We start from the raw sequence: 16,430 nt of genomic DNA, 5'->3' as shown, positions 1-16,430 counted from the left end.
GGCTAAGGGCGGACCTACTTCAGGGGTCGCCATTCTGCCCTCTCCCCTGGGCAGGGGAGAGGGCTAGCGGAGCTTGCCAGCTCGCCGGCTAGCGCGCTTGTGAGAGGGGGCGAGCGAGCCAAAGGCTCGCGCGCTCGCTTGCGCGAGCGCTTCACCCAGCTCCGACTAAGCCTTTGCTACGCAAAGACCAAGTCTGCACAACCCTCTCCCCACAGCGTCCGCCACCGAACCATACAAGCTGTCCATTGCCGCCGTTCCCGCCCGGACCTACAATCGCGCCATGACGGGGGGCATGACCGGTTGGCACGGCGAGGATGCGGCACGACAGCGCGCGCTGTTCCTGTTGTCGTTCCGGCAGCGCGACGAACTGGCGGCGATCCTGTCGCGCGGCGGCTGGCATGTCGTCGCCGCCCGCCGGGCGGAGGGACTGCGCCAGCGGGTCGTTGCCAGTGGCGCCGCGATCACCATCATCGACGCGCGCGGCGCGGTGGAGGAGGGGATCGCCGCCACCGCCGAACTGGCGCAGATCGCGGGGCATGGCGATGCGCTGCTGGTGCTGCTGTCGCGCAACGACAGCGCCCGGCTGGGCGAACTGCACGATGCCGGTGCGACCCATTTCCTCGTCAGCCCGATCGCGGCGGACGTGCTGCTGCAGGCGGTGCGCTCGGCCGAACGCCATGTCGTGCGCATGGGTGGTGGCTGGCACGATCCGCATGTCGGGGGCGGGGCCGCGCTTGGCTGGCGGCACGACGGCGAACGCGGCACGCTGCAACTGACCCCGGCATTGGCGGAAGCGACCGGCCTGCCCGAACTCGGCTCGTCGCGCGCGGCGCTGCGGACGATCGGGCAGGCGGGGCGGCGCACGGCGCTGACCGCGATCCGTCGGCTGCGCGATACGCTGCCCGCCACCGCCTTCGCCCACGACCTGCCGGGGGTCGGGCGGGTAGTGCAGCATGTCGCTCGCGATCCGCACACCCACCGGCTGCATGCGCTGGTCGAACCGCTGGCCCGGATCGGCGATATCGGTGCGGCGGTGCGCGAGGCGTTGGGATCGGTGCGCGACCTGACCGGCGCGCGGGCATGGCTCGACCGCCGCATCCTTGCCGGCGAACGGCCGGGCGTACGGATGCTCACCGTTGCCGGGATCGATGCGGTCAACCGGCAACAGGGGCGCGGCGCGGGCGATACGCTGCTGCGCGCGGTCGAGCGGCGGATCGAGCGTGCCGTGCGCGATGCCGGGGTGGCGCGGGCGGCGCTGGCCCGGCTGGGCGGGGCCGACTTCGCGGTGCTGTTGCCGCACGGAGCCGATGCCGGGCTCGACACCGCGCTGGCACAGGCGCTGGCGCGTCCGTTCGTCGCCGGCAGCGTGATGGTGACGCTGACCCTGCAACAGGCATTCGGCGTCGCGCGGGTGGGGGAGGATGGGGGCGCGTTGCTGCACCGGGTCGGCAGCGGCCTGCCCGGCAGTACGGCCGGCGCGGCGCAGGCCCGCCGTCCCCTCGACGACGTTGAAACGCTGGCGACCGAAATCCACCGCGCGATCGACCGCGGCGAGATCGCGATCCGCTTCCAGCCGCAGGTCCATCTGCTGTCCGGCGCGATCGTCGGGGTCGAGGCGCTGGCGCGCTGGGACCATCCCGATCGCGGCGAACTCGGCGCCGAACTGCTTTTCGCCGCCGCCGCCCGGGCCGGACTGGTGGAGGCGCTGTCGGGGCATGTCCAGCAGCGCGCGCTGCGGATCGCCGCCGGCTGGTCTGCGCCGCTGTCCCACCTGCGGCTGTCGATCAACGTCACCGCGGAGGATATCGCCCATGCCGATTTCGCCGATACGCTGCTGGCGCGGGCCGATGCCGGCGGCTTCCCGCGCGACCGGCTGACGGTCGAGATCACCGAAAGCGGGCTGATCGCCGATCTGGGCGAGGCGGCGGGGCTGCTGGCGACGCTGCGGGCGGCGGGATGCCGCGTCGCGATCGACGATTTCGGCACCGGCTATTCCAGCCTCGCCTATCTCAAGGCGTTGCCGCTCGATTATCTGAAGCTCGACCGGCGGATGACGCAGGATATCGTGGGCACGCACCGCGACCGGGTGGTGGTGCGCGGCGTGATCGACATGGCGCGCTCGCTCGACCTGACGATCATCGCCGAGGGGGTCGAGACGGTCGAACAGCGCGACGCGCTCGCGACCGAAGGCTGCCAGCTCTATCAGGGGTTCCTGTGCGCCGGGCCGCTGACCGTCCCGGCGCTGGAGAAACTGCTGGCTTAGGGTCTGGTCCGGCGGAGCCGGATCAGGGCGGCACCGGCCCACTCCCCCACCCGACCACCCACAGCGTATCCTGATTGGGTGGTCGGGTGGGGGAGTGGGCCGGTGCCGCTTCCACGCAGGTGGATCAGACTCTAGTAACGCGCGATCGACAGGTCCGCCGTCTCGATCGCGGCGTGCCTGCCCGACATCAGGTCGGCAATCACCGCCGCCGACCCGCACGCCATCGTCCACCCGAGCGTCCCGTGGCCGGTGTTGAGGAACAGGTTGCCATATCTGGTCGGCCCGACCACCGGCGTGCTGTCGGGCGTCATCGGCCTGAGGCCGCTCCAGAAACTCGCCCGCGACGTATCGCCCGCGCCGGGGAACAGGCTGCCCAGCGAATATTCGAGCGTCGCGCGCCGCGCTTCGGGCAGGTCGTTGTTGAACCCCGAAATCTCCGCCATCCCGCCCACGCGGATGCGGTCGCCCAGCCGGGTGATCGCGACCTTGTAGCTTTCGTCGAGCAGCGTCGACACCGGCGCACGGGATTCGTCGACGATCGGCACGGTGATCGAATAGCCCTTCACCGGATAGACCGGCACCCGCAGCCCCAATGGCGCCACCAGTTGCGGCGAAAAGCTGCCCATCGCCACCAGATAGGCGTCACCCGTCACCGGCCCGGCATCGGTCTCGACCCCGGTGATCCGGTCACCGTCGCGCACCAGCCGCCGGATCGTCGTCCCCATGCGGAACTCGACCCCGGCATCCGCCGCCATCTGCGCCAGCGCATTGGTGAATTTGAAGCAGTCGCCCGTCTCGTCCCCCGGCAGGCGCAGCCCCCCGGCGAGCGGCTGGTTGCTGCCGGCCAGCCCCGGTTCGGCGGCGATACATCCGGCACGGTCGAGCACTTCATAGGCGACACCGTCCGCCTTGAGCACCGCGATATCCTTGTCAATGCCCGCCAGCTGCTTTTCCTCGCGGAACAGTTGCAGCGTCCCCTGCGACCGCTCGTCATAGGCGATACCGGTGGCGCCACGCAGCTCGATCAGCTTGTCGCGGCTATATTCGGCCAGCCGCACCATCCGCGCCTTGTTCACCGCATAGTCGCGCGCGTTGCAGTTGCCGAGCATCGCCACCAGCCAGCGCAGCATCGCCAGGTCGAATTGCGGGCGCAGGATCAGCGGCGCATGCTCCATGAACAGCCACTTCACCGCCTTCGCCGGAATGCCCGGCGCCGCCCAGGGCGAGGCATAGCCCGGCGAAATCTCGCCGGCATTGGCGAAGCTGGTTTCGAGTGCCGGTCCCACCTGCCGGTCGATCACTACGACCTCATGGCCTGCCTGTGCCAGATACCATGCCGAGGTGACCCCGATCACCCCCGCGCCGAGAATTACGACCCGCATGACGGCACCCCCTCTTGCCCTACCCCGATGATCCGGCGCGCATGGCGATGGCGCAGCCCGGTCAATAATTCATAGGCGATCGTGCCGGCGTCCTCGGCGACTTGGTCGATCGTCTGGTGCGGTCCGATCAGCTCGGCATGGCCCGCCGCCGCCAGCACGTCGCCCGGTACGTCGGTCACGTCGATGCAGATGCTGTCCATCGACACCCGCCCGGCGATCGGCGCGCGGTGGCCACCGACATAGGCTGCGCCCCGGTTGCTCAGCGACCGTGGCCAGCCATCGGCATAGCCATAGGACAGCGTCGCGATCCGCCGGTCCTGCGCCGCGACCGAGGTCAACCCATAGCCGACGCCCGTCCCGGCCGGCACGTCGCGCCACTGCACGATGCGGGCGTCGAGCGACACCACCGGCCGCATCGGATTGTCGCGCCCCATTTGCGGCGCGGCGCCGTACAGCGCGATCCCCGGCCGCACCAGATCGCCGTGAAACGCACCCGAAAGGAACGCGCCGCCCGAATTGGCGAGCGACCGGGGGGCGGGTGGCAACATCGCCGCCAATTGCTCGAACCGTGCCCGCTGCGCCGCATTCGCCGCCGCATCGGGTTCGTCGCCGCACGCCAGATGGCTCATTACCAGCACGATATCGAGATCGGCAAGCGGCGCACCGTCCGCCGCCAGCGCCGCGACCTCGCCCGGCGAAAGCCCCAGCCGCGACATGCCGCTATCGACCTGCACCGCCGCCGGCAGCCGTTGCCCGACGATCCGCGCCGCCGCCGCCCAGCGCGCAATATCCGCCGGGCAGTTGAGCACCGGCACCGCGTCCGCCGCGATCAGCGCCGCTTCCTCGCCGGGGGCGATCCCGTTCAGCACGAACAGCCGCGTATCGACCGGCAGCGACGGGCGAAGCGCGCTCGCCTCGCCGGTCAGCGCGACGAAGAAATCGCGGCAGCCCGCACCATAGAGCGTGCCTGCGACCAGCGCCGCGCCCAGCCCATAGCCATCGGCCTTCACCACCCCTGCGACGCGTGCCGGCGCGACGGTCCGCGCCACGATCCGGTAATTGGTGGCCAGCGCATTCAGGTCGATGGTCAGCGTCATGGGCGATGTCGTCTCCGGTACCGATCCTAGCGTCGAATCGCGTGCAGTTTATGCGTTTGTGTTGCAGGATCGTTAATAATCGCCCGTTTGCGCAACATCGTGCGGCATGAAAGCAACATTGCATGAATCTCGATGCGATCGACCGCAAATTGCTCAACCTCCTCCGGCTCGACGCGCGCCGCACCAACAACGCGCTGGCGGCGGAGGTCGGTTTGTCGCCCTCGGCCTGCCTGCGCCGCATCCGCCTGCTCGAGGATGCAGGCGTCATTCGCGGCTACACCGTCGTCACCCGCGCCGACCCGCACGACCATGGGGCGACCGTCATCGTGCAGGTGACGCTCGAGCGCCAGACCGAGGAATATCTGTCTCGTTTCGAAGCCGCGGTGCGCCGCCACGCCGAAATTCAGGAATGCTGGCTGATGACCGGCCAGTCCGATTACTGGCTGCGCGTCGCGGTGGAGTCGGCGGCGGCGTACGAGGCGCTGCACACCGATATATTGTCGCGCCTGCCGGGGGTGACGCGGATCAATTCGAGCTTCGCGATGCGCAATGCGCTGATGCCAAGGCGGCGGGGCTAGGGGTTAGGCTAAAGCCGTCCGTGTGCGCGGACCGTTCGTGCACGCCCCGTTCGTGCGCGCATCCAGTTCGTCCTGAGTAGCCATTGGAGCCTGTCGAAGTGGTGTATCGAAGGACCCTTGGTGGCGGGTGCTTCGATACGGGTCTTCGACAGGCTCAGCCCCTACTCAGCACGAACGGAGGGCTTACCAACCCTTCGACCCCAACCCGTTCGGTTCGAGCAGCTTTAAGCTTGTCGGGAAGCAGGACAGGTGGCCATGCCCCGCATGGTTCAGGATTGTCCGGGGGACAATCCGACCTGCCCCTCGTCGAGAACGCCCCGTTTGGGGAACCCCTTCTCGACTACGGTTCCCGACAGGCTCGAACCTGCGCGTGAATCGAACGGGAGGAGGAAAGGTAAGAGACCCCCTACCGCAACCGCGCCAGTTTCTCCGCCGTCCGCACGTCATGCGCAACCACCGCGCCGCTCAACCGCTCGATCAGGCCGAGCAGGCCGCCTCCGCGCACTGCATTCTCGGGTGCCAGCAACTCGCTGCCCCATTCGCGCGCCAGCGCCTCGATCTCTCCCGACCGGTCGACCGTCACCGACCGGAACGGCAGCAACGTCGCCGGCGACGCAAACCGGTCCGTGCCGACATCCGTCGTCGGGGCGACCAGGATCGCGCCTGCCACCCGCTGCACATAATGGGTTGGCGACAGCCGCGCCCACCATGCCGCCGCGCGGCATCCGGCACCATGCGCCAGCAGGATCACCTGCCGATCCGCTTCGCCGACGAAACGGTCGATCCGCGCGCCCAGCAAATTGCGGTCGGCATCGGTCTGTCGTCCGAGCGGCAGCAGCGTCGCCCGCAACCGCTCGATCGCCTCGCCCAGCGCGGGCGGCGGCGGTCCGTCGGACAGGGCGAGGACCGAACAGCGGACAGCGGCGGTGGCGACCATGGTTTCGACTCCCGTTCAGGATCTCGAAAGAAAGCTAACACAGCGCCGAATCGGTGCAACCGCACAAAATTCGAAGGACGACGAAGCGGCGCTTCGCCGCCGCGAACCGCCTTGCCACCGCCCGCGAAGACCGGTCGATCACAATGGCAGCGCCGTCGTCGACTTCACCTCCTCGAGCACCGCATAGGTCCGGGTCTCGCGCACGCCTGGCACGGTCGTCAGCGTCCGGCCCAGAAAGGCGCGATACGCGTCCATATCGGCCATGCGGACTTTCAACAGATAATCGAAACCCCCCGCAACCATGTGACATTCCAGCACTTCCGGCAAATCGCGGACATGGTGGCCGAATGCGGTGAATACGTCGTCGGTGGTGCGGTCGAGCAGTACTTCGATAAAGACCAGCAGCGACCGGTCGAGCTTTGCCGGGTCGAGCAGCGCCGCATAGCCGCGAATGACCCCGCCCTCCCGCAACCGCCGGACCCGTTCGAAACAGGCGGCGGGCGAGATGCCGCACTGGCTGGCCAGCGCCTGATTGGTGATGCGCCCGTCCGCCTGCAGCACGCGGAGCAACTTGCGATCGGTCTGGTCCATCCTGTTCCCCATTGTCGGGAGCCGCCTGCTCCCCATCCGTCACCCCGGATCAAGTCGAGACCGTTGCGAAAGTCTTCCGCCTATCCTGAAAACCTTCCGTACCCCCGCGCAGGCGGGGTCCAGGGCCAGGCAAAACCAAGCTTTGCGAGCGTGGCTCTGCATCCCCGCCTGCGCGGGCATACGGGGAAGCGGGCGTTCGCAGCGGTCTCGATCAAGCCCGAGGAAGCGAGCGTGCGAATATTATCCGGTCCTTCCTCGCATTCCAAGCCAGATCGTCGCCGTAATGGCCCATCATACGAAACACCTTCGCCGCAACTCGCGATATACCGAGGAACCGCCATACGGAGAGACGAATGCCCGCGATCGACTGGGATGCCCTGGACGCCGACAAGTTCACCGACGAAAGCGTCCTGCTGCCGCAATTGCTGGCACAGGTGCCGCTTACCCAGTCCGACCGCAGCGAGATTGTCGACAAGGCTGCGAAGCTGGTCGAACGCACCCGCGCCGCCGCCGCCAAACCCGGCGTGGTCGAAGGCTTTCTCCAGCAATTCTCGCTCGGCACGCAGGAGGGGCTGGCGCTGATGTGCCTTGCCGAAGCCTTGCTGCGCACTCCCGACGCTGCGACCCGCGACCGGCTGATCGCTGAAAAGGTCGGCACCGCCGATTGGGCGGCGCATCTCGGCCAATCGTCCAGCCTGTTCGTCAACGCCTCGACCATCGGCCTGACGCTGACCGGCAAGCTGGTCGGCGACGAAGGCCCGGCGGGGATTGGCGAAACGATCCGGCGGCTGGCCGGGCGGCTCGGCGAACCGGTCATCCGCCGCGCGCTGGCGGCGGCCGTCGGCATCATGGGCGACCAGTTCGTGCTGGGTGCCACCATCGAAGCCGCGCTGAAGCGCGCCGCCAAGGAAGGTTATCTCTGCTCGTTCGACATGCTGGGGGAGGGGGCACGGACCCCCGCCGATGCCGATCGCTACGAACATATCTATGCCGCCGCGATCGATGCGGTCGGCAACGCCCGCGCGCCGGGCAGCACGCCCGAACAAGGGCATGGCGTCTCGGTCAAGCTGTCCGCGCTCTGCCCGCGCTACGAAGCGGTGCGCGAGGACGATGTCTTCGCCGACCTCTATCCGCGCATGAAGCGGCTCGCGCTGATCGGCGCGCGCCATAATCTCAACCTCGCCATCGATGCCGAGGAGGCCGATCGGCTGGCATTGTCGCTGAAGCTGATCGACCGGCTGGCGCGCGAGGCGGAACTGGGCGACTGGACCGGCCTCGGCGTCGTCGTGCAGGCCTATGGCAAGCGCGCGCGCGGCGTCATCGACGGGCTGGAGCGGCTGGCGCGCGATACCGGGCGGCGGATCATGGTGCGGCTGGTGAAGGGCGCCTATTGGGACAGCGAGGTCAAGCGCGCCCAGATCGCCGGGCATCCCGGCTATCCGGTGTTCACGTCGAAGGCAGCGACCGACCTGTCCTATCTGGTCTGTGCGCATAAGTTGATTGCCGCCGCGCCCGCCCTCTACCCGCAGTTCGCGACGCATAATGCGCACAGCCTGATGGCGGTGCGCCACATGGCGGCGCGCGCCGGGGTGACGATCGAGCATCAGCGTCTGCACGGCATGGGCGAGGGGCTGTATCGCGCCGCGTCAGGAAGTGGCGATAACAAGCTGATCTTGCGGGCCTATGCCCCGGTTGGCGGGCATGAGGAGCTGCTCCCCTATCTGGTCCGCCGCCTGCTCGAAAACGGCGCGAACAGCAGCTTCGTCAACGCGCTGCTCGACGAGGAAGTGCCCGCCGCCCAACTGGTCGCCGACCCGGTGGCGGCCGTCGCGGCAACCCCGCGTCAACATCCGCGCCTCCCGTCCCCATCCGACATCTATCCCGGCCGCGCCAACCCCCTTGGCCGCGACTATTCCATCGCCTCCGTCCGCGCCCGGGCGGCATCGGTACGTGACACCTTCGCCAACATCCACGCCACCCCCCTGATCGGCGGAAAATCGACCCCAGGGGCCGGTGCGGCACCGATGGTCAGCCCCGTCGATCACAGCCGCACCATCGGCTCGGTAAGCCCCGCTACCCGCAGCGAAATCGACAATGCGGCAACCCTCGCCCGCACCGCCCAACCCCGCTGGAATGCCCTTGGCGGGGTCGGTCGCGGCAAGGTCCTGCGTGCCATGGCGGACGCCCTCGACGCCCAGATGGACAGGTTCATCGCCATCCTGTCCGCCGAAGCGGGCAAGACGCTGAACGACGCCGTCGCCGAAGTCCGCGAGGCGATCGATTTCTGCCGCTATTACGCACTCTTGGCCGAAACCCGCTTCGCCGGTCCGACCGTGCTGCCGGGTCCCGTGGGGGAGGTGAACCAGATCGAACTCCATGGCCGCGGCGTGTTCGTCTGCATCTCCCCGTGGAATTTCCCGCTCGCGATCTTCACCGGACAGGTCGCCGCAGCCCTCGCCGCCGGCAACGCCGTCCTCGCCAAGCCCGCCGAGCAAACCCCTCTGATCGCGTACGAAGCCGTCCGCCTGTTCCACGCCGCCGGCCTCGATCCCGACCTGCTCGCACTGCTCCCCGGCGAGGGTAGCGACGTCGGCGCGGCGCTGGTCGCCCACCCGTCGATCGCCGGTGTCGCCTTTACCGGCGGCACCGACACCGCCTGGGCGATCAACCGTACCCTCGCCAACCGCAACGGCCCGATCCTGCCGTTCATCGCCGAAACCGGCGGCCTGAACGGTCTGTTCGTCGACACCAGTGCGCTGCGCGAACAGGTCGTCGACGACGTCCTTCTGTCCGCCTTCGGCTCGGCGGGGCAGCGCTGCTCGGCGTTGCGACTGCTCTATCTGCCGAAGGATACCGCCGATGCGGTGATAGAGACCCTGGTCGGTGCTGGCGGCTGCATGGTGATCGGTGACCCGTCCGATGCCGCGACCGATATCGGCCCGGTGATCGACGCCGATGCGCGGACTGCGTTGAACGCCCATGTCGAACGGCTTGAACGCGAAGCGAAAATCCTGTTCCGTGCGGACGCCCGCGGCTGGGAACAGCGCGGTACCTATTTCGCGCCGGTCATCGCCGAAGTGCCGAGCCCCGACTTCCTCGAACGCGAGGTGTTCGGTCCGGTCCTGCACGTCTATCGCTACGACCCCGCCGACTTGCCCGATGTCGCGGGCAGGCTGGCGGCGCGCGGCTATGGCCTGACGCTCGGCATCCACAGCCGCATCGACCGCTTTGCCGAGGAGGTTGCGGCGCTGGTTCCGGCCGGCAACGTGTACGTCAACCGCTCGATCATCGGCGCGGTCGTCGGCGTCCAGCCCTTCGGCGGCGAGGGGCTGTCGGGCACCGGTCCCAAGGCGGGCGGACCCGACGCGCTGCTCCGCTATGCCGCCGAACGCTCGACCTCGATCAACATCATGGCGAAGGGGGGCGACCCAGCACTACTCAACCTGTAACGGCGCGCACTTTGCCGCGACCCACGCCGCTGTCTCCATATCGAGCAGCGGCGTCAGCAAGTCGGCGACGCGGGCGTGATAGGCATCGACCCACGCCCGTTCGCTATCGGTGAGCAGCGCCGGGACGATCAGCGTCCGCTCGATCGGTACGAAGGTCAGCGTCTCGAACCCCAGCATCGGCAGGTCGCCGCCGGGCAAATCGCGCTCGACGACCAGCAGCAGGTTCTCGATGCGGATCCCGTATTCGCCGGCCTTGTAATAGCCCGGCTCGTTCGACAGCATCATGCCCGCACGCAGCGGCTCCATCGGCCCGCCGCCCGGATAATTGGGCGCGCCGATCCGTTGCGGTCCTTCATGCACCGACAGAAAGCTGCCGATGCCGTGACCGGTGCCATGCGCGTAATCGAGGCCGACTTCCCAGAGCGGCCGCCGCGCAAAACCGTCGATATGGCCGCCCAGCGTCCCGTCGGGAAAGATGGAAGTGTCGATGGCGATATGCCCCTTGAGCACGCGGGTGAAGCGGTCGCGCATCTCGTCGGACACGGCGCCGACCGGCATGACGCGGGTGATGTCGGTGGTGCCATCGGCATATTGGCCACCCGAATCGATCAGATAGAGCTGGCCCGGCAGGATCGCGGCATTGCTCTCCACGGTCGCCTTGTAATGCGGACTCGCGGCATGCGCCCCGGTCGCGCTGATCGTATCGAACGACAGGTCGCGGAGCAGTCCGGTTTCGGCCCGGATCGCCGCGAGACGGTCGGATGCCGACAATTCGGTCAGCGTGCCCGACGGCGCGGTTTCCTCGAACCATTTAAGGAAGCGGACCATCGCTGCACCGTCGCGAGCCTGTGCGGCGGCGTGGCCGGCGATCTCGACGGGGTTCTTGATCGCCTTGGCCAGCACGGTTGGGTCGCGTTCGGCGATGATCGTCGCGCCGCCCTGTCGCAGCGTGTTGTGGATCGCGGCGACTGCGCGGTCGGGATCGGCGGCGACGCGCTTGCCTGCGAATCGGCCGAGCGTGTCCTTGAACACGTCCATCGGCCGCACGGTCACCGCGTTGCCGAGATGGCGGACGACATCGTCGCCGACCTTGCCCGGTGCTGCGAACAACTCGGCGGTACCGTCGGCATGGACGATCGCATAGCTGAGCGCGACCGGGGTATGCGCGACGTCGGTGCCGCGCACGTTGAAGGTCCACGCGATCGAATCGAGCGCCGACAGGATCACCGCGTCCGCCCGCCGCTCGCCCAGCCATTCGCCGATCGCCGCGCGCTTTTCGGCGGAGGTGCGACCGGTCAGCGCATCGTCCTGCACGCACAGCGGCGCGGGCGAGGGGGCGGGGCGGTCGAGCCACAGCGCATCGATCGGGTTGTTATCGACCGCGACCAGTTCGGCACCGGCATCGGCCAGCGCCGCGCCGGTGGACGCGACCCAGTCGACCGTCGCCAGCCATGGGTCATAGCCGATCCGGTCGCCGGCCTGCACTGCGCCGCGTAGCCAGTCGGTCATCGTCGTCGCGGGGACCTGCACAAACTGCCAGTCGGCGCCGTCGACCTGTTCGCGGACCTGCAGCGTGTAGCGGCCGTCGGTGAACATTGCCGCCGTGTCGCGCAACACCACCGCGCTGCCCGCCGACCCCTTGAACCCGGTCAGCCAGGCCAGCCGCTGGGCATAGTCGCCGACATATTCGCTCATATGTTCGTCGGTCAGCGGTACGACGAACCCGCTGAGGTCCAGCGTGGCGAGATGGGCGCGGAGCGCGGAGAGGCGTTCGTGGTAGTTGGTCATGGCGGCGTCGTTACCAGCCACGACCGCGCGGCAAAAGCACAAGTGAACTCGACTTCCGCTTCGGCTCGCCCCACATGGGCGTCCTATGACCAAGCCCATTCCTCCGATCGCCGAACAACGTACCCACACTTTTGACCGCCATGGCATCGTCGTCGACGATCCATGGGCATGGCTGCGCGACCCGAAGTATCCGAAGGTCGAGGATGAAGCGGTGCTCGCCTATCTGAAGGCCGAGAACGACTATTTCGACGCGGTGATGAAGCCGCATCAGCCGCTTATCGACACGCTGTTCACAGAGATGCGGGCGCGGATCAAGGAAGACGATGCGACGGTACCGCAGCGTGACGGCGACTGGTGGTACTGGTCGGATTTCGAGACTGGCGGCGAGTATCGCCGCTGGTGGCGCAAGCCCATCGCGGGCGGGGCGGACGAACTGATCCTCGACGAACCGGCGCTGGCCGAGGGCAAGGAATATTTCCGGCTGGGCGCGCTGTCGGTCAGTCCCGACGGACGGCTGCTCGCCTATGCGATCGACGATGACGGCGGCGAGCGGTTCGAGGCGCGGGTCAAGGACCTGACGACCGGCGAGATGCTGGCGGATGTCATTCCGGGGACGCTGTCCGAGCTGGTGTGGACGGCAGATTCGAGCGGCTTTCTCTACGGTTTGGCCAACGAGCAGTGGCGGACCGACAATGCCCGGCTGCATCGCATCGGCACGCCGATCGAGCAGGATATCGAGCTATACCATGAGGCCGACGAAGGCTGGCGGGTGTCGGTCGGCGAGACCCAGTCGCGGCGGTTCCTCGTCATTTCGGCGGGCGACCACGTCACCAGCGAGGTGCGACTGGTCCCGGCGGACGATCCGACCGCCGAACCGATCCTGGTGCGGGCGCGCGAGGAACATGTCGAGTACGACGTGGAAGAGCATGACGGTACGTTGTTCATCCACACCAACGACACGCATCCGAACTTCCGCCTTGCGACCGCGCCGCTGGAGCGGCCCGGCGATTGGCAGGAGCTGATCGCGGCCGACCCGCATTTCTACATGACCGGAGTGACGACCTTCGCGAAGCTGTTCGTGGTCGAGGGGCGTCTGGACGGGCTCGATCAGATCCGGCTGCACGATTATGCCGGCGGCCCGGCGCGGCCGATCGCGTTTCCGGAGGCGAGCTTCGTCGTCGGGCTGGGCGACAATCCCGAATATGATGTCGACACGCTGCGGCTCGGCTATGAATCGATGGTCACGCCGGGCACCGTCTACGACTATGACGTGGCGAGCGGCGAGTTGACCGTGCGCAAGGTGCAGACGATCCCGTCGGGCTATGATCCGGAAAAGTACGCGACCGAGCGGCTGCACATCACCGCGCGCGACGGAACGGCGATCCCGTGTTCGGTGGTCTATCCCAAGGACTTTCCGCGCGACGGGACGGGCAAGCTGTATCTCTATAGCTATGGCGCGTACGGCTATGCGATCCCGCCCGGCTTCTCGACCAGCCGCATGTCGTTCCTCGACCGCGGCATGGCGTTTGCCATCGCGCATATTCGGGGCGGCGATGATCTGGGTCAGCAATGGTATCTCGACGGCAAGTTGGAGAAGCGGACCAATACGTTCAACGACTTCGTAGATGTGGCGAAGGGGCTGATCGAGCTGGGCTTTACGGACAAGGGCAAGATCGCCATCGCCGGTGGATCGGCGGGCGGCGAGCTGATGGGAGCGGTGATGAACTCCGATCCCGAGCTATGGGGCGCGGTGGTGGCGAGCGTCCCGTTCGTCGACGTGCTGAACACCATGCTCGACGACAGCCTGCCGTTGACGCCGGGCGAATGGCCCGAATGGGGCAATCCGATCGAGGACAAGGCGGCGTTCGAACTGATCCGGTCGTACAGCCCGTACGACAATGTGACCGCGCAAGCCTATCCGCCGGTGTTCATTTCGGGCGGGCTTAACGATCCGCGGGTGACCTATTGGGAGCCGGCCAAGTGGGCGGCGCGGCTGCGTGCGACCAAGACCGACGACAATGTGCTGCTGCTCAAGACCAATATGGGTGCGGGCCATGGCGGCAAGTCGGGGCGGTGGGAGAGTTTGCGCGAGGCGGCCGAGGAGATGGCGTTCGTGCTGTGGCAATTGGGGGTGGAGGGGTAATCCTCTCCGGTATGGGGAGGGGGGTATCCACCAGCGCTGCGCTGCGAGGCAATCCCCCTCCACCGGCGCTGCGCGGCGGTCCCCCTCCCCGCGGAGCGGGGAGGAGTCTTTAGCGCATTACTCTGGTCACATGACCCATCTTGCGGCCGGGGCGGGCTTCGTTCTTGCCGTAGAGGTGGAGGTGCGCGCCGGGTTCGGTCAGCAGCGCCTGCCACGCATCGACGTCGTCGCCGATCAGGTTGGTCATCTCGACCCGTTCGGCGATGAGGCCGGTGCCCCCAAGCGGCAGGCCGAGCACGGCGCGGACATGGTTTTCGAACTGCGACGTCTCGGCACCCTCGATCGTCCAGTGGCCCGAATTATGGACGCGCGGGGCCATTTCGTTGAACACCGCGCCATCACGACCGCAGAAAAATTCGAGGGTCAGCACGCCGACATGGCCGAGCGCGTCGGCGACCCTGGTCGCCAGTGCTTCCGCCTCGGCACGCCATGGTTCGATCGACGGCGCGGGGACGGTCGAGGTGTCGAGGATGCCGTCCTTGTGGACATTGGCCGGCGGCGGATAGAGCGCGACCGTGCCGTCGATGCCGCGAGCGAGGACGACCGAGAACTCCTGGTCGAAATCGACGAACGCCTCGAGGATCGCGGGGCCGCCGCCGATCGCCAGCCATGCCGCGCTGGCATCGTCGGCCGACATCAGCCGTGCCTGCCCCTTGCCATCATAGCCGAAGCGGGTGGTCTTGAGTACTGCGGGGCAGCCGACGCTGCGGATCGCCTCGTCCAGCGCGGCGCGGTCGGGGACTTCGGCCCAGCGCGCCGGGCGCCCGCCCAGTGCCTCGACGAAGCGCTTTTCGCGGACCCGGTCCTGCGCGACGGCGAGCGAGCGGGCGGAGGGGCGGACCTTGTCGCCCAGTGCCTCGATCGGGGCGGCGGCGATATTCTCGAACTCATAGGTCACGACATCGACCTGCCGCGCGAAGGCGCGCAGGGCGTCGACATCGTCATAGTCGCCGCGGCTATGCGCGAAGGCGATGTCGTTGGCCGGGCCGCTGTCGGGCGCGTAGACATGGATGCGGTAGCCGAGCTGCGCGGCGGCCACGCCGATCATCCGGCCGAGCTGGCCCGATCCGATGATGCCGATCGTCGATCCGGGAGGCAGCGGGCTCATTGCGGGTCGACCGCCACGCCGTCGGTCTGCGCGGTGCGCCATGCATCGAGCCGGTCGGCCAGCGCATCGTCATGCGTCGCGAGGATCGAGGCGGCGAGCAGGCCGGCGTTGATCGCCCCCGCCTTGCCGATCGCCAGCGTGCCGACCGGCACGCCGCCGGGCATCTGCACGATCGACAGCAGGCTATCCATGCCCTTCAGCGCATGCGATTCGACGGGCACGCCCAGCACGGGGAGGCGGGTCATCGACGCGACCATGCCGGGCAGATGGGCGGCACCGCCGGCGCCGGCGATCACGACCTTCAGGCCACGTGCCACCGCATCGGTGGCATAGTCGACCAGACGGGCGGGGGTACGGTGCGCCGACACGACCTTCGTTTCATGGGGTATGCCGAGTTTGGTCAGGGTTTCGGCGGCGTGGCGCATCGTCTCCCAATCGGAAGTGCTGCCCATGATGATGCCGACCAATGGTGCGTCGTTCATTGTCTGCCCGTACCGCGTGGGGGAGGGCGCTGCTTAGGGAAGGGGTCGAAACAGGGCAAGCGCAAGGATGCCGTACGGGCATATTCAGTGGGCAAAGTTCACAAAGTTCACACTCGTGCGTTGTTTGCGCGGTGACGTGTTCCCGGTCAAAGTTCACGAAGTTCACACTAGTGGCGCTTTGTCGCGTCGGCGCGGGCGAGGCCGAAGTTCACACTTGTGCGCGGTTTGCGTGACGGGCGGGGCGGCAATGTCGAAGAGCGCGGGCCGGGTGCGGGGCCGGTGGGGAGTTTGGCGGGGGTGGGGCGTGTAGGAAAGGGGTTTGTGTCCGGCCTCCTACGCCACAACTCGCATGCTGACCCATTCCCCCCCGTCTGCGTCATTCCCCCGTTTGCTTCGAGCGCAGGTTCGAGTTTGTCGAGAACCGAAGTCGAGAAGGGGGTGCCCCAAACGGGGCGTTCTCGACGAGGGGCAGGTCGGATTGTCCCCCGGACGATCCTGAACCATGCGGGGCATGGTTCACCTGTCCCTCTTCTCGACTTCGCTCGAAGCTGC

Annotated in this window: 11 protein-coding genes; 4 read left to right on the top strand and 7 right to left on the bottom strand. The window is 67.8% G+C overall.

The annotated features are described in order from the left end of the window. Nucleotides 1–292 precede the first annotated feature (292 nt). Nucleotides 293–2,263, top strand: coding sequence for an EAL domain-containing protein (locus MF607_RS06030; RefSeq protein WP_242116665.1), 1,971 nt, complete (start codon nt 293–295; stop codon nt 2,261–2,263). Nucleotides 2,264–2,394: 131 nt separating this feature from the next. Here MF607_RS06030 and MF607_RS06025 read toward each other — a convergent pair whose 3' ends face one another. Further along, complete coding sequence (locus MF607_RS06025; protein WP_242116664.1) at nt 2,395–3,645, bottom strand: D-amino acid dehydrogenase; 1,251 nt, start codon at nt 3,643–3,645, stop codon at nt 2,395–2,397. After that, a complete protein-coding gene (alr, locus tag MF607_RS06020) occupies nt 3,633–4,742 on the bottom strand; it encodes an alanine racemase (protein WP_242116663.1) in 1,110 nt (369 codons plus the stop codon). The genes MF607_RS06025 and alr overlap by 13 nt, the downstream gene beginning before the upstream one ends. Before the next feature lie 122 nt (nt 4,743–4,864). Between alr and MF607_RS06015 the strand changes: the two genes are divergently transcribed. Continuing rightward, entirely contained in the window at nt 4,865–5,320 is a 456-nt protein-coding gene (locus MF607_RS06015) for an Lrp/AsnC family transcriptional regulator (RefSeq protein ID WP_242116662.1), read from the top strand. Nucleotides 5,321–5,726: 406 nt separating this feature from the next. Here the strand turns inward: MF607_RS06015 and MF607_RS06010 are convergent, their stop codons facing one another. Both MF607_RS06010 and MF607_RS06005 read right to left on the bottom strand, forming a co-directional pair. Then, entirely contained in the window at nt 5,727–6,257 is a 531-nt protein-coding gene (locus tag MF607_RS06010; RefSeq protein WP_242116661.1) for an alpha/beta hydrolase, read from the bottom strand. Between the two features lie 138 nt (nt 6,258–6,395). Next, entirely contained in the window at nt 6,396–6,848 is a 453-nt protein-coding gene (locus tag MF607_RS06005) for an Lrp/AsnC ligand binding domain-containing protein (RefSeq protein WP_277925748.1), read from the bottom strand. A gap of 353 nt (nt 6,849–7,201) precedes the next feature. Between MF607_RS06005 and putA the strand changes: the two genes are divergently transcribed. Continuing rightward, nucleotides 7,202–10,297 (top strand): bifunctional proline dehydrogenase/L-glutamate gamma-semialdehyde dehydrogenase PutA, encoded by a 3,096-nt coding sequence (putA, locus tag MF607_RS06000; protein WP_242116659.1) that lies wholly within the window; start codon nt 7,202–7,204, stop codon nt 10,295–10,297. Here putA and MF607_RS05995 read toward each other — a convergent pair. Continuing rightward, nucleotides 10,283–12,085, bottom strand: a complete 1,803-nt coding sequence (locus MF607_RS05995) for an aminopeptidase P family protein (RefSeq protein ID WP_242116658.1) — start codon at nt 12,083–12,085, stop codon at nt 10,283–10,285. The two genes, putA and MF607_RS05995, sit on opposite strands and share 15 nt — an antisense overlap. Nucleotides 12,086–12,170: 85 nt before the next feature. Here MF607_RS05995 and MF607_RS05990 point away from each other — a divergent pair, with 85 nt between their 5' ends. After that, a complete protein-coding gene (locus MF607_RS05990) occupies nt 12,171–14,228 on the top strand; it encodes a S9 family peptidase (protein ID WP_242116657.1) in 2,058 nt (685 codons plus the stop codon). 109 nt (nt 14,229–14,337) lie between these two features. Here MF607_RS05990 and MF607_RS05985 read toward each other — a convergent pair whose 3' ends face one another. Then, on the bottom strand, nt 14,338–15,396 hold the full coding sequence (locus MF607_RS05985) for a 5-(carboxyamino)imidazole ribonucleotide synthase (protein WP_242116656.1): 1,059 nt from the start codon (nt 15,394–15,396) through the stop codon (nt 14,338–14,340). Beyond that, complete coding sequence (gene purE, locus MF607_RS05980; protein WP_242116655.1) at nt 15,393–15,878, bottom strand: 5-(carboxyamino)imidazole ribonucleotide mutase; 486 nt, start codon at nt 15,876–15,878, stop codon at nt 15,393–15,395. Before purE ends, MF607_RS05985 begins: the two co-directional genes overlap by 4 nt. Nucleotides 15,879–16,430 lie beyond the last annotated feature (552 nt).

The organism is Sphingomonas lacusdianchii, assembly GCF_022664395.1.
GTDB classification, from domain to species: Bacteria; Pseudomonadota; Alphaproteobacteria; order Sphingomonadales; family Sphingomonadaceae; genus Sphingomonas; species Sphingomonas lacusdianchii.
The sequence above is the reverse complement of the archived record's forward strand: the minus strand, read 5'-3'. Positions and strand labels throughout refer to the sequence as shown.